Source organism: Mesorhizobium sp. WSM2561 (assembly GCF_000513915.1).
In the GTDB taxonomy this organism is placed as follows: domain Bacteria; phylum Pseudomonadota; class Alphaproteobacteria; order Rhizobiales; family Rhizobiaceae; genus Mesorhizobium; species Mesorhizobium muleiense.
On record NZ_AZUX01000044.1, the window covers coordinates 40,641 to 54,175 of the forward strand.

Below are 13,535 nucleotides of genomic sequence, written 5' to 3' on the forward strand. Positions count from 1 at the left end.
GAGCGCTGCTGCGGTGCAGAAGCCTTTGATCGCCGAGGGACAGCGCCCCCCTCTGTCCTGCCGGACATCTCCCCCACGAGGGGGGAGATCGGCAGCTTCGCGGACAGCGTCCTTTTTGCAAGGCTGGTTGTTGGCGAAATCATTGATGAAGGCCAATCTCCCCCCAAGTGGCCCCAAGTGGCCCCAAGTGGGGGAGATGTCCGGCAGGACAGAGGGGGGTGCGAAGGATCGCTACAGAGCGCTCTTATTCCGGGCCGGATGCGGCGATCATCCACCAACACGCCAGGAACCATGTCGGGAGCAGCGGGTTTGGCTTGGACGACCTGTTCCACCATTCTCCAAAGGAGAATACGATGACATCAGCAAGCAAAACCACAGCAGTTGCCGCGGCGTTGGCTATGCTGGCCTCGCCGGCGCTATCCCAGACGAGCCCACCTGCGCCCGCCGCCCCTGCGCAGGATCAAGGTTCACAGCCGTTGCCAGGCGGAACAACCGAAGACTCCATGCGCCAAACGATGCGTGAGATGATGACTGAGATGCTGGAGGAGAGAATGCAGGAGCATCGCCGCCCCCGAGCAGAACGGCGAGGTGACGACCGTTGGCATCGCGATTTCCGAAGGCATGACGGGCGCCATATGGGGGGCAGGATGATGCATGGCGCACGGATGCGAATGATGTTCGCCATAGTCGACGCCGACGGCGATGCTGCGCTTTCTCAAACCGAGGTTCAGGATTTTGTCGAGCGGATATTCAACGCCGTCGACGAGGACGGCGATGACAGCGTCGACAGGGAGGAAATCCGATCCTTCTTCCACGGAGGTGCCGACGAAACGGGTGAATAATCCGCAGGCCGACCGCTGCAGGCGGTCCGCTTCGCCTGCACGGCATTTCGGTGATGCGGCCGGCCCGTCGATGTTGATGCTGCAGGAGGTCAAGGCATTGCTCGCCAAGGGGTGGGGCCGCGCAGCGCCGGCGCTCTCGATTTAGTCCATTCCGACCACGGTGACATATTAGCCACAGTTAATATGAATCGGCAAACCTGGCTTGCGTCTTTCCCATAGGTGTCCCGTAATGGGTCGCAGGGTCTGGCACCGCAATTGCAAGGTCAGCAATGCCGGGGGGCAACCTTTGACCTGGCAATGGGGGGAATTGGGGGGGGCCGCCGCTTCGCAAATGGAGCGGCGGGCTCTTTCACGGCACCACGCCATCAGAAGTTGCCGACGGATAGGAATGGCCGTTCTCGCGGAGGCGATCTAGCCGCGAACGCCGGACAATTCGCGGACCTCCGCCCGCAGCGCCTGTAACTCCGCCAGGATCATGGCCTGATCGCTGTGCAGCGTCGCCCTGTCGGCCGATTCCACGGCTTCATGCTCGGCCTCCATCGCCGAAACGATCACGCCGATGAACAAATTGAGCACGGTGAACGAGGTCGCGATGATGAACGGGATGAAGAACAGCCAGGCGGCCGGATAGACCTCCATGACCGGGCGCACCACGCCGTCCGACCAGCCTTCGAGGGTCATGACCTGGAAAAGCGTGAACAGCGATTTTGGTATGCCGCCGAACAGTTCGGGAAAGGACGAGCCGTATAGCTTCGTCGCCATCACCGCAAAGACGTAGAACACCAGCCCGAGCAGCAGCATGATCGAGCCCATGCCGGGCAGGGCGGTGATGAAGCCGGTGACGACACGGCGCAGCGAAGGAACGATGCTGATCAGGCGCAGCACCCGCAGGATGCGCAGTGCCCTGAGCACCGAGAGCGAGCCGGTTGCCGGGATCAGCGCGAAACCGACGACGAAGAGGTCGAAGATGCGCCATGGATCGCGGAAGAAATGCGTTCTGTAGACGACCAGCCGGATCGCGAGTTCGAGCACGAAGACGCCGAGGATTGCGCGGTCGATGGCCGTCAGGAGCGGGCCAAAAGCCGCAATCGCGTCGGGCGAGGTTTCGAGGCCGAGCGTGACGGCGTTGATCAGGATCAGGACCATGATCGCGAGGTCGAAGCGGCGCGATTCGATGAGCGATTTCAGGGCATCCAAGGCTTCTTCTCCGTTAGAGCATCGGACCCGAAAGTGGGAACCGGACCTGGGAAAATCCAATGCTCAAACGCATATGGCCAGCTTGTGACGCACCGAGTACTACAAAAGTTGGAACTCTCAGGAAACTGAAAGTTGAAACTTTTGTACGAAAGGACTTGAGCCATTCAAAAAGAATGGCGCGAGTGACGGGGCTCGAACCCGCGACCTCCGGCGTGACAGGCCGGCACTCTAACCAACTGAGCTACACCCGCGCAAGACGAGCACGGTCAGCCGTGTTCGTCGTTGGGGCGGTGGATAAGGCGTAAGCCACCGGGTGTCAAGCGGAGCGCGACAGCATAACAGCAAACAGGAGAAGGTTTTTTGACAAGCCGGATTTTGCCGCCGAAAACGACCAGCGGCGAGGGCGTTGTGCGCTCATTTGGCCTTGCGAACCCCGTCCTAACTGCTTAAAGGTCCGCCCCGGAGCGGGCGATTAGCTCAGTTGGTAGAGCGCTTCGTTTACACCGAAGATGTCGGCGGTTCGAGCCCGTCATCGCCCACCATTCCAATCAAAGAGGGTAGCGCTCCTCCACTCCCAAAAACGCTGATAAATCAGTTGCTTGCGCAATCTACGACGTTTTCGGTCGAGCGTCAAACAAGTTGACGACTGAGCTAATCGCCCGCTCATTCGGGCCGGGAGAAGCCGTCCGTTGTGACACCAGTGTGACCGGGGTAGCCCTGCCGGGGGTACAAGGGGGGACGCCCCCCGGCTCATACTGAAGGTATGGCCCCACGAGAATTTTACACAGAAATTCCTAGAGTTGGGACCTTCTGTCACAACGAGATGTGACCGGGGAGGCAAACCCTTGTCCAGTACCCGGCGGCCATCCTCCGGGGATCGACAAAAGAAGATGGTCATAGAGTGTTATCACTAAAGGCACAGCTACCTTAGTCGACCTGCGGTGCTAGGATTCAACATAAAGGATTAAACCTAGAGGTTCCACCTGCCTACCGGAGGTCGACTAGAGGTTTGATCCTCAAGTGATGAACCTAGAAGAGTGACCAATCAAAAGCACCTGTCCAATATTTCGTCTACCCTACGCGAGATCAGTACACCTAGTATCGCAATAGGTGCTAGGCGTAGTGAAACCATTCTACTAGACCTATAGAAAGAAATCACTACACCCTTGATCCTGATCTTCTTTCGTCGAACCACACAAGGTGGTAACCTCTTGCCGTTGCGATCACTACGCGCACCGGAAGACGCCGGGTTTGCCGGGTGCCTGATCTAGAACAATCCGCTCTTGCCCCATGAACCATTTGAAATCAGGGTGGTCTGCAACACCGTTCTTGAAGTTGGCCCGATCCATCCCAAGCTTGTTCCGGACTTCGGTCGTCGTGATGGTCCGCCCTGACTGAAGTGCGGCACGGACTGTCTCGGCAGCATCACCGGCCTTGCCCGTCAGCACTACCTCGACTAGGCCTTCTGGCTTCCAATCTAAAATATCGGCATTCGGAAAGATGACCTTCAGTTGCGCTTGCGGGAAGCCGCCCTTGCCGATCGTCGAGAAGACCATGTAGAGATGACAGCCTTCAGGACATCCACCATTGACCGTCTTACGGATCGATCCCCGTCCAGCAGCTTGGAAGATGTGGTGGCTGATCTCACCAACCCGCATCTTCTGTAGCTCTTCGGCAGGGAACACGTCCATGACATCGGCCTTCTTGGCACCACGCCCGTCAGCCTCGTATGAGGCGTCGTCGTATTGAAGTAAGCCAGCCAGAATGACGTGCTTGAAGTCCCTGTAGTCGTTCGTAGCCGTGTGCCTGCCGTAATGGAGATATGCGACGAATGGGACGCGCGCAGGGTTAAGGCGCTTCTCGACCAGAGCCGGCAGCGTGTGGTCTTTCGGACGGTCCTCATCTGTCTGACGATGGCGATACGTCTCCCATTTGTGTGTGATCACCAAGACCCTTTCACCAGAGGGTATCTCAGCAATTATCTTCGCGACATCATCGGCGACACGTTGAGCCTGTTTGTTGTCCTTCCCCTTCCTGGAGCTAAACAGATGCTTGCCAGCCGCCGTGTTGTCGTGATGGATCGTGAGCCCCTTGTAGGACTTCTTAGGCGAGGGTAGCCGCACAAGCGTCTGTCGATATCGCTCCCAGAAATCATATGTCTGTCTGAGATCGCCAGACGCATCAAGGACCAGCATCGGTGCCAGATCGGGCGGAAGAAGTTCGTTGTAACCAAGCGTGATGTTGTTGTTGCCGTCACGCCTGACGTTCACCACATGGCCCGACAGTGAGTAGAGTGCCTGTGCCGTCGCCCTTTGCTCTTCGGTCTGGAACAAGCCCTTGAAGTCGACGAGTTCCATCCCCGCTGTGTGCTTCTCGATGTCAGGCATCGTGATACGCTCGCCTACGTGGTCCTTGAGCGAGTGTGCAAAATTAAGAATCTCGTAGGCCAAATCAGACGACAGCCTTCTCAATCCCGACGACAACCCGGCCAATAGGAATTGATCGGCCTTGAGTGTCAGGCTCGGCAATATGGCTTCATCCCACACCCGGACCTGCCTAGGCTGTCCACGGAAGTGAAATGCATCCATGTCAGCAAAAGAGTTGCCGCCGCTCGCGTAATCCTCAAGCCGCTTCTGAGTTGTAAAGAGCACACGGGCGTTTTTGACGTCTGGCTTGTCATAGGTGTCCAGCCGACCAAGCTTGTTCACCTCATCATCCGCCGTAAGGACAGCAAAGGTCCCCGGCTTCAAATCCATCCGGTTGACCGCGTCTACGATCTGGTCACGTCTCGACAAGAAATAGACGACCGACACGCCCTCAAACTCAGGGTTAGCCAAAAGAGCTTTGGTGCTTTCGATGGCGACTGTCGTCTTCCCCATGCCTGTCGGCAATGACGAGATGAAGAACCTCTTATCAGCCCAGCCTTCTGCCATCTGCTCATATACGGAGATGATCGAATCCAGCCCGCGCCATTGCGGCCCGTCAGGGTCGTGATCGTTGTCCTTGAAGAAAGAGACTGTCTCGTCGTGGGCCTTCGTTCCTAGCCGCCCGAGTTTGACAGGTTCGTTGCCCTTCTCGGCGGCCTTTAGCCACTCTTGGTATTGCACCCATGTCCCGGCAATCTTGTGGTGCTGCTCCTCCGTGATCTCGACGCCACCCACCCGATAGATAACCTTGCGATCCTGAGGGGTATTGCCCTCCTCGCTTCGTTCGTCGAAGCTAACTTCCTCGACCTCAACCTCGACCAAAACCGGCTTGGCCTCTGTCATCTCCAAAATGTTCTCTACGTCGTCAAACCTGTTAATCGCCAACGGGGTTGTCCTCCTTTCTCTAGGGCAGTTGCTCAGGATGAAGCCAATAACCTAGCTTCTTCTCCGGTAGGGTTTGGTCGTCTGACTTAGATGCGTGTTTCGATTTGAGTGTAAACAGTGCGGTGAATGCCCCGTCATCGATCTTGCCCAACAGGTCGCGAGCGCTGTCCCAAAGCTCCCGCGCTGAGCCGTAGGCCCTGAAGTCTCGGCCATTCCGTTGGAGGACGAAGGAGCCGTCCCGTAGGACGACCCCCCAGACCTCATTTATTCGAGCGAAGGCCATCACGGCTAAATCCACTCGGGCAGTGCTTCGACAGTTTTAAGGCTTGCCTCCCCGATCTCGCCCGCATGGTCACGGATGCTTCGGACAAGACCTCCCTTCGACCGGCAATAGCTCCGACCTTTCCAAGCGGGCTTCCCTTCAAACTGGCCCTTCCGACGCTGTAGAATCCACTGGATGCCGTCTTTGCATTGGATGACACGCCAGTCTCGATTGAGAACCGTGATTACAGCTTGGTAGTCGTAAGCTTTTTCACCGTTCCTGGACTCAAAGACAGGTCCCACAGCGGGTTCAGCAACTTCCGGGTAGAAGGACGTCGGAGCGTGATGAAAACTCATCGTGAGACCGCTCCCTGTGTCTGCACTGAAGACGACACGACCCTTGCGGCGAGATTTCTCCACCCTGTCAGGCCGGAAGATCACAGGTTTCCGGAAGCGCGGATGATAGGAACCGGCTTCCTTGGCTAAAACGTTCTGCTTCTCCAACTCAGCAGCCGCCTCTACCAATAGGGCGCGATCATGCTTGCTCGACCCTCCCCATGCTTGTAGCCCGAGATTATTTCGCCGGAGATTTTGCGTGTTATTATCAAGGTAGACGACGCGCTGTCCGGGCCTTGCGTCTGTTAGAACGCGAGCTATCAGGACCTCAGTACCAAACGGTGCCAGCGCCCCCACCTGCCCACCTCGCAACTGCCAATTCCTCGAAAGCTTCAGCCCTACGAGTTCGTTGTAGTCGTCGAGATCAACGGTGGCTTCATCGGTGCCTGACCGCCCGAGAGGAACATGAATTAGAAAGCCGTCTTCTTTGCTCCCGGTTATACGAATAGGGCGGGCTTTCAAAAAGCGCTCCGTCGCGATCCCTGTTTCGCGAAGATCGATCCCGCAGCCTTCTCTGGCAGGTCAGCCTCGACGGCATCAATCGCACGCTGGACCGTTCCCTCAGGGACTACGCCTCTGTTTTCGAGAATCTGAAGCGCGACAATCTCGTCATTGAGACCGCTCCCGGCTATGGCTTCGGCCGCCTGAGAAGCACGGATTTTGAGAAGCTCCCTTTCAGGGGCAGACATCTTATTGAGCGGTTTGGCAAGCTCTTATCGAGAACATGGAATGAAGCAGACATAGAAATACCTTTCGAAATGTATGGCTAAAAATGGATTGAATGAAATGTATTCGGTGGAAATGAAAACTGAAAATGTATTAGCGTTTAGATTGCAGAAATATTAACGTCTAGTTTGTCGCCTGTTCGAGACGAGACGTGTGACATCTCGATCTTCCAGCCGTTCTTCTCTGACCAATCGGTAAGAGCATGGACTAGACCGTTTCGGGTAGTAAACGTACCGAGATTCTGGTTATCAACCCCGATAAACTCGGGCTCATAAAGGCTGTGAGGGGTTTTGTGGAGTTTGACGAAGCCCTTCTTCGTGCCTTTCTGAATGCTGATCACAGTCAAATCATAGGGATCAGGGTGATTGCCGACGTAGTTGAGTTCTTTCGTTCCTATGGATGCGAAGTCGGGTAGTGCAATGCCGTTCATAAAATTCTTTCTTGTTCGCTTTGATGGGCAGTGGGGATGAGTTTCTGTTTGATTAAATGAAAAGGACACAGATGAACTATATCCTCACCCCTAGTATGCACCATTTTTAAGTAATTGTCAATATTTCCGGAGCGTGTTGAGAAAATAAATCGGAGTCAAATCTTACAACTAGTTGATAAATAAGGCTTTAATCCCCAAACAAAAAGGCTCTTAAAAGCGGAGGCTCCTGTAATCTGGATCAAAAGTCAGTCTTCCGGCTTATCCATCTCTTTCTTGATCAACCTGTCGAGTTCGCATATCCGGACTTTGAGCCTTCGGCTTTCATCGACGAGACGTTCAATCAATTCCAGGTCAGGATTATCTTGCGGAAGCAGGCGTGAGCGCGAGACCCTGTAGAAGTCTATGACGGTAGCCATTCGGATACTTCCTTCCTGTCGCCAAAAATCGTTGGCGGTTGCGTTGCGTGACGCGATGAGCGTAGCGGCATCAATGTATGGGAGGTGAGGTATCCGGCTGGCTCGTCTAGTCCGCTCGTGTATCGGGGGACGTCATCGACGTAGGTGCCAGCGGGTGGCCGTCAATCCTTAGACGATACGATTATGGCCAATCTTTGAGGCCGGACGAAAAGGCCTCAAAAAAAGAAGCCCCGATTAAGAAAATAAATGAGCTAATGCGACTATCAAATATACCTATTGAGATATCTATTCACGAAGGCGATCAGGTTATGGCCAGCAAATCTGGCGGGAGTAAGTACAGCATCGCTGAATTATCTGATGGAGAAAGGAATGCCCTTCTAATTGCTGCTACAGTCCTGACCGCTAAGGCCGGAGAAATTCTTTTCATAGACGAGCCGGAGCGTCATCTTCATAGATCAATGATATCCCCCTTGTTGACTCTGCTATTTGATCAGCGGCCCGACTGCGCATTTGTCATTTCAACGCACGACGTTTCCCTTCCTCTCGACAGCCCAAGCGCACAAACATTGCTCCTGAGGGGATGCACCTATGAGGGTCAGACTGTCGTGGGATGGGACGCAGATATTGTTCCCTCAGACGCAGTAATTGATGACGACTTAAAGCGCGACATTTTGGGGGGGCGGCGGAAGCTACTGTTCGTCGAGGGGACTGAGCGCAGCCTTGATAAACCCCTTTACAGCCTGATGTTTCCGCAGGTCTCTGTCGTGGCGAAGTCTGGATGTCGAGACGTTGAACATGCGGTTTCCGGCATTCGCGACGCTGCGGACGTGCATTGGGTTCAAGCCTATGGGATTGTAGACAACGACCGCCGAACACGGGACAGCATCAACAAGCTAGAAGGCAAAGGCGTATACGCTGTAGAGGCCTTTTCCGTTGAGTCGATCTACTATCACCCAACTATACAGAATCGGCTGGCTGAGCGACAGCGTGCCCTAACTGGCCGCGACCCGGTTTCCTTGCTTAACGACGCGAGGAGGGCAGCAATAAACGCAGTAGCTGGCCACGTTCAGCGACTTAGTGAGCGAGCGGTTGAGTCGTCATTGCGGGAGGAACTGATGAAGAAGCTCCCGAAACGTCAGGAGATATCCGCCGCACAGCCGATTGAGGTAACGATCGATGTGCCGGGGGCTGTCAGACAGGAAATGGGTCGCCTTCAGGCAGCTTGCGATCAAGAGGACCTCACCCTGATCATTGCTCGCTATCCCATTCGGGAAACTCAAGCGCTAGGTGAAATCGCAGCGCGACTGGGATTTCGCGATACGGGGCAGTATGAAGACGCGGTACGAAAATTATTGATAGATGATCCTGAGACGCTCGCCTTCGTGAGGGATTTGTATGGGCCTCTGTACATGGATATCTCGACAGCTTAGGTCAACCGCAGCAGTAATTTCGCGCGATCGGACATTTTCGGCATCCACTAGTTCGAAGATTGTGATACTCGTTCTGTGTGCCCCATAGTCGTCCTTCCAGCGAGATGTTAACTGTTTGTCGTAATTGAGCATACTTGCTTCGGTAGTCTTTTTTGCTTGTGGGGAGAGAGTGATCGCATTGGATTCAAGCCACGTCTGCCTATGAGCGGATATCCTGCGGGCCTTTCCCCGATGTGCCGAATAGAACCTTTGCACCAAGCTGGACTTTCCCACGCCATTTGCGCCTAACACATAAAGAACACCGCCGACGCCGATCACGACATTGAGCGCGCCGTCAGTTGTTGGAAGAGACAGGTCGAAGCTCACCGATGCAATCCTCAAATGTTAGGAGTATTGCCAATCGTTATAGATGTGAGTCCAGCCGCAAGATAGCGCTCGGGCAGTATCTCCAACAGGATATTGCTGCGAGGTGAGGTCGACCCAAAGAAAAGGCCCAAGACAGGTGCAAGGGCCTAGTAGGTACGATTAGCATTCCGATGGGTCCGAAACGTCTATTTTTCAGTCGGTTAGCTCTGCTAAGGGGAGCGCGTTCATCCGGCCGATACCAGAGAGCTTCGCTCTAACAGCCTCTTGGTTGGCGTGCGAGTATCTCATTAACTGAGCAAGCGTCCTATGACCTGATATCGAGGCGACCTCAGGGACCGTCAGTCCGAGTTCGAATAGCCTAGAGATGGCTTCGTGTCTGAGGTCGTGGAAGTTCAGACCGTCGATACCGGCTCGCCTTGTCAGCCTGTCCCATTGGAGCCGCAAGGCTATTGGCGTGATAGGAAAGGCGAGGTCGTTAGGCTTGGCGTCGGCTTGTCGGATAGCCCCTAGGATCGCTACTGCCCTTGCTGTCAGTGGGATCACTCTCGAATAGCCCGACTTTGACTCAGGGATGACCAAGGAGTGGCGTTCGAAATCGACGAGGCGGAACTGGATCGAAAGCATCTCGCCGCGCCTCATGGCCGTCTCTAGGGCGAACAGAATGATAGGAGCGACAAACTTGTTCCTGCCCTTTGTCGTCGCTTCAAGGAGCCGTTCTAGCTCACCCGAATGGAGCCTCCGTTCCCGCTTGTTATCGACCACTCTGAGCTTCAATCCGTCGAGCGGGTTCCTCAAGGGAATTTCCCATTCGACCAGTGCGTGGCGGAACATATGGGAGAGGGGAGAAAGCTCACGCTTCAACGATTTGGGAGTGACTGGCTTGTCTGATCGGTACTTAGGTTCCGTCAGCCGTTGGTCTCTGTAAGCCGCAAAGTCAGCCGTGCTGAGGTCATAGAGTGTCTTCTGACAGATCGGATAGCGGAGGAAGCGGTTCAGCAAGATCGTCTCGACGGCGGAGCCCTTCTTTTTGGGGACGACTTCGTCCCGGTATCGGGTGACGAGATCGGCTAGGGTGATCGTCTTCAATGTCTTTCTGTCGGGTCCAAGCTCTTGCCTGTCGTGCTGTCGTTCAATCGCCCTGGCCCATTCGTTGGCATCTGCCTTTGAGACAAAAGAACGGGATTGGACGGGAAAGCCGTGACGTCTGACTTGGACCTGCCATTTGCCGTTACGCTTGCGAAGAGTAGCCATTCTAAAAGCTCCGGTTTGGCACAGGACTTGAAGTCCGTGTGACTGTGCTGTGACAGCAACCAATCGGTCAGCTTTTGAGGTAGTGAGAGAAAGAGCTATGTCTTTGATTTTGTGAGGGGATTATCCTTAGAGGATTAAGCCCTTTCGGAATGAGCGCTTCGTTTACACCGAAGATGTCGGCGGTTCGAGCCCGTCATCGCCCCACCAAATTTCTTAAGGAAATTCACATAGTTACCAGATTCCAGTTCCCGGTGACCTCGGCAACCGCCACCGAAACCGCCACCGATATAAGCCTTGAAATGGTGGCGATGGTCCAGCGTCCTTGACTGGCAACCCGCTAGCCGTGATCTTGCATCCGGGACGCTACAGGTAACTGGGCATGGCTGGCGGGCAGACAGGGCATACGGAGAAGCTGAAAAAGAGGCCTACCACAAGTGGCGGGCCTCCCTGACGCGTACGGAACCTCCAATGGCAATGGGCGCGCTGGCGACATTTCGTTGCCGGGGCCGCGACGGCCGGCTCGTGGGGGCTCGTCTTTGGTGGTTGTTCGAATAGGCCTCAATCGCCGATGGCGGTGTACTCGCCGAGCATATCGAATTTCCCGCACCGGTCGTCGTTGATATAAAAACCGACACTGCCGTTGCCGAAGGACAGAATCCAAACGAGCGGGTCGTCGCCGTAAGAGCCGGACAGAGTCCTCATACTGTTCCGTCGCGGTGAAACTCAAAGGTCCCCTTTCCATCGGGATATCCGCCCGACAGAGGACTTTGGAGGCATCCACGCGGTCGGCGGCAATGAAGCGGACGTTGTAGGTCTTCCCTTTCCTCTTCTCGATCTCAAGCCAGCACTGGGCTTGCGGGCACTCCATGCTGTACTCGCCGACATAGGGGTCGCGGCCGGCGGCGTGGATGGTCGCAAGGCCTGCCGACATGGAAAAGAGAACGGCAGCCGCCGAGAGTTTCCAGCGGCGCATGTCAGCAAACCTTTGCCGTATTGTCGCTGACACCGAGTGAAGCGAACTTCCGTTTCACTCCTGCAAGCACGCCGTGAAGCTCGAAAAGCTGATAGAAAATGTACGCAGGAACCAGCGTTGCTATTGCGGCGGCGATGGAACTGCGCGTTACCGTGACCGCAATACCGAGCGCTATGAAGGCAAGCCATGGAAGGAAATAATGAATCGGTGCCGCCGTCTGAACCACGTAGCCCCCGTCCTCGGCAAAGCCAAGAAGCTGATTTTGGCGCTTGAGCAGTCCGGAGTTGACGAAGGCTAGACAGCCCGATGCGCCAATCCGAATTCTAGGAACAACGCTGGCTTGCGCGCTCACATTGTTGAGTGCTATCGAAGCCAGATGCTTAATCGGATTTGGATTTTCGGACGTGGCCGGACGACAGTATTGCGCAAGCACGTTAATCGGTGCCTGAAGGACTTTTGCTCACCGCTGGGGGCAAAAACGGTTCTCAATCTCGGCGCGAAGCCAAACCACATAGACAAGGAAGGCCGAGTTTACGAAGACTATTTCCCCGGCGCGGATTTCAGAACCTTGGACTTGGCCCCGCATGATGACCCCCGCCATATCCACGGGGACTTAATGAATCTTCCGGCAGATGCCGGAACCTACGATTTGGTAATCGCGAACTCGGTCATCGAACACATCGACAGGCCGTGGGTTGCCGCTCCGAACATAACCGGCCTCATTCGGCCCGGCGGCCACCTTTTCATCGCTATGCCCTGGTTCTACCCTGTTCATGAAGGCCCGTATTTTGGCGACCATTGGCGGGCCACCCCTTCCGGGATGCGCTTTCTTTTTGGGGACATGAAAGAGATCAGGCACGACTTTTCGCCATCCAGTATCCTTGCGGTTTGGGACCGTAAGAAATATTGGAATAAGACGAACAGCACATCTGCCGGCTTTTGTATGCTGATGAGGCGGGAATAGCTTGTCTAGGAAACCTACAGTCAGTCTCTTCGCCAAAATTCGACGCGGGTATAAATTTCAATCTCGGAATAGCCTGCCGCCGCACCCAAACAATCCGTTCCTCAGGTGCTGGTGCAACGGTGTTCCACCCTATAAGCCTTTCCAGCCTCGACGGGACATGCACCTATGCTTGTAACGGTAATGCCAGCGCCATTGCTGGCGTAGCCCGCAGTCCCGACTGCCGCCACGGCCCCGTCTGTAACGTTGTAAAGCCGGCTCTTATGCTGGTCTGCAAGGGCGGGAGCATTGTTTACACCGAAGATGTCGGCGGTTCGAGCCCGTCATCGCCCACCAGTTTTTCTCAAGGGTTTGAGGTTTTCCGGTTCAGCAGCCGCCACGAAACCCGTATCGAACAGCCGCTTTGCGGACCGAATCGGCCCGTTCGCGTTCAGTGATGTACCGCGGCTCCAGGTCGCCCGGTTCAACGCGAGATGGTATGCTCGTCATATTATCGGCGAGGGAGGTTCGGCATGCCTGTAACGGTTGGTGCGCACCATCTGACGCTGTTCACACACGACATGGACCGTTTCATTCGCTTTTATGAAAAAATCTTCGACGCGGAAACGAAGTTCGATCTGTCCGAGCCCGGTCCCGGTGGCGGCACTCTTCGTCATTCACTTATCGACTTTGGAGGTGGCTTTGCCCTTCATCCGTTCCAAATGCCGGAACCAACGGGGTATGAAGATGGGTCGATGCAGATGGGCAAGAGAGGTCACATAGATCATCTTGCGCTGAAGGTAGACGATGAAGAACGCTTGCAGGAAGTCAGGCGACGTCTGGTGAAGGCAGGCGCTTCGGATGGGACCATTACAGATTTCGGCGCTGTCCGTCTTGTGACCTTCAAGGACCCCGATGGAATGGAGGGCGAGGTCGCACGGTGGACCGATAGCAAACGCGTGCTCGGCTTTGAAGAACGCAAGCAGGAGCTTTGGC

The 13,535-nt window shown here is 55.3% G+C and carries 12 protein-coding genes and 3 tRNA genes; 5 read left to right on the forward strand and 10 right to left on the reverse strand.

The window, feature by feature from the left end; genetic code table 11:
- Nucleotides 1–467: 467 nt before the first annotated feature.
- The 3 genes from M727_RS41820 to M727_RS0127490 all read right to left on the reverse strand — a co-directional run bounded on the left by M727_RS41820 (nucleotide 468) and on the right by M727_RS0127490 (nucleotide 2,290).
- Nucleotides 468–950 carry a hypothetical protein gene (locus tag M727_RS41820; RefSeq protein WP_027155323.1) on the reverse strand — a complete coding sequence of 161 codons (483 nt, stop codon included), beginning with the start codon at nucleotides 948–950 and terminating at the stop codon, nucleotides 468–470.
- A gap of 303 nt (nucleotides 951–1,253) precedes the next feature.
- Complete coding sequence (locus M727_RS0127485; RefSeq protein WP_027155324.1) at nucleotides 1,254–2,039, reverse strand: ion transporter; 786 nt, start codon at nucleotides 2,037–2,039, stop codon at nucleotides 1,254–1,256.
- Nucleotides 2,040–2,213: 174 nt separating this feature from the next.
- Nucleotides 2,214–2,290, reverse strand: a tRNA-Asp gene (locus M727_RS0127490).
- A 215-nt stretch (nucleotides 2,291–2,505) separates the two neighbouring features.
- On the opposite strand from M727_RS0127490, the gene M727_RS0127495 reads away from it, so the two are divergent.
- A tRNA-Val gene (locus tag M727_RS0127495) sits at nucleotides 2,506–2,581 on the forward strand.
- A 684-nt stretch (nucleotides 2,582–3,265) separates the two neighbouring features.
- On the opposite strand, the gene M727_RS0127500 is transcribed toward M727_RS0127495, so the two are convergent.
- From M727_RS0127500 to M727_RS41825, 4 genes are all read right to left on the reverse strand, one after another.
- Nucleotides 3,266–5,350 (reverse strand): hypothetical protein, encoded by a 2,085-nt coding sequence (locus M727_RS0127500; protein ID WP_027155325.1) that lies wholly within the window; start codon nucleotides 5,348–5,350, stop codon nucleotides 3,266–3,268.
- A gap of 288 nt (nucleotides 5,351–5,638) precedes the next feature.
- Entirely contained in the window at nucleotides 5,639–6,469 is an 831-nt protein-coding gene (locus M727_RS0127510; RefSeq protein ID WP_027155327.1) for a hypothetical protein, read from the reverse strand.
- Between the two features lie 364 nt (nucleotides 6,470–6,833).
- Complete coding sequence (locus M727_RS0127520; protein ID WP_027155329.1) at nucleotides 6,834–7,163, reverse strand: hypothetical protein; 330 nt, start codon at nucleotides 7,161–7,163, stop codon at nucleotides 6,834–6,836.
- Between the two features lie 245 nt (nucleotides 7,164–7,408).
- Complete coding sequence (locus M727_RS41825; RefSeq protein WP_156941645.1) at nucleotides 7,409–7,579, reverse strand: hypothetical protein; 171 nt, start codon at nucleotides 7,577–7,579, stop codon at nucleotides 7,409–7,411.
- Nucleotides 7,580–7,773: 194 nt separating this feature from the next.
- On the opposite strand from M727_RS41825, the gene M727_RS37675 reads away from it, so the two are divergent.
- Nucleotides 7,774–9,009: an AAA family ATPase gene (locus M727_RS37675; RefSeq protein WP_198032705.1), complete on the forward strand. Its 1,236-nt coding sequence runs from the start codon at nucleotides 7,774–7,776 to the stop codon at nucleotides 9,007–9,009.
- Between the two features lie 558 nt (nucleotides 9,010–9,567).
- On the opposite strand, the gene M727_RS0127535 is transcribed toward M727_RS37675, so the two are convergent.
- The gene (locus tag M727_RS0127535) at nucleotides 9,568–10,626 is read right to left on the reverse strand and encodes a site-specific integrase (RefSeq protein ID WP_027155330.1); all 1,059 of its coding nucleotides are present in this window, start codon (nucleotides 10,624–10,626) and stop codon (nucleotides 9,568–9,570) included.
- A 115-nt stretch (nucleotides 10,627–10,741) separates the two neighbouring features.
- Here M727_RS0127535 and M727_RS0127540 point away from each other — a divergent pair.
- Nucleotides 10,742–10,833, forward strand: a tRNA-Val gene (locus M727_RS0127540).
- Nucleotides 10,834–11,184: 351 nt separating this feature from the next.
- Here M727_RS0127540 and M727_RS41830 read toward each other — a convergent pair.
- Nucleotides 11,185–11,328, reverse strand: a complete 144-nt coding sequence (locus M727_RS41830; RefSeq protein WP_156941646.1) for a hypothetical protein — start codon at nucleotides 11,326–11,328, stop codon at nucleotides 11,185–11,187.
- A gap of 272 nt (nucleotides 11,329–11,600) precedes the next feature.
- Nucleotides 11,601–12,032 carry a hypothetical protein gene (locus tag M727_RS37680; protein ID WP_198032706.1) on the reverse strand — a complete coding sequence of 144 codons (432 nt, stop codon included), beginning with the start codon at nucleotides 12,030–12,032 and terminating at the stop codon, nucleotides 11,601–11,603.
- Here M727_RS37680 and M727_RS39320 point away from each other — a divergent pair.
- The gene (locus M727_RS39320; protein WP_027155332.1) at nucleotides 12,021–12,563 is read left to right on the forward strand and encodes a methyltransferase domain-containing protein; all 543 of its coding nucleotides are present in this window, start codon (nucleotides 12,021–12,023) and stop codon (nucleotides 12,561–12,563) included. The two genes, M727_RS37680 and M727_RS39320, sit on opposite strands and share 12 nt — an antisense overlap.
- Nucleotides 12,564–13,072: 509 nt before the next feature.
- Nucleotides 13,073–13,535 (forward strand): VOC family protein (locus M727_RS37690; RefSeq protein ID WP_084646912.1); only part of this gene is annotated, 463 nt, incomplete at its 3' end.

Coding starts and splice junctions, on each gene's coding strand:
- M727_RS0127520 (WP_027155329.1), bottom strand. CDS start 7,163: ATGAACGGCATTGCACTACCCGACTTCGCATCCATAGGAACGAAAGAA.
- M727_RS41825 (WP_156941645.1), bottom strand. CDS start 7,579: ATGGCTACCGTCATAGACTTCTACAGGGTCTCGCGCTCACGCCTGCTT.
- M727_RS0127535 (WP_027155330.1), bottom strand. CDS start 10,626: ATGGCTACTCTTCGCAAGCGTAACGGCAAATGGCAGGTCCAAGTCAGA.
- M727_RS41830 (WP_156941646.1), bottom strand. CDS start 11,328: ATGAGGACTCTGTCCGGCTCTTACGGCGACGACCCGCTCGTTTGGATT.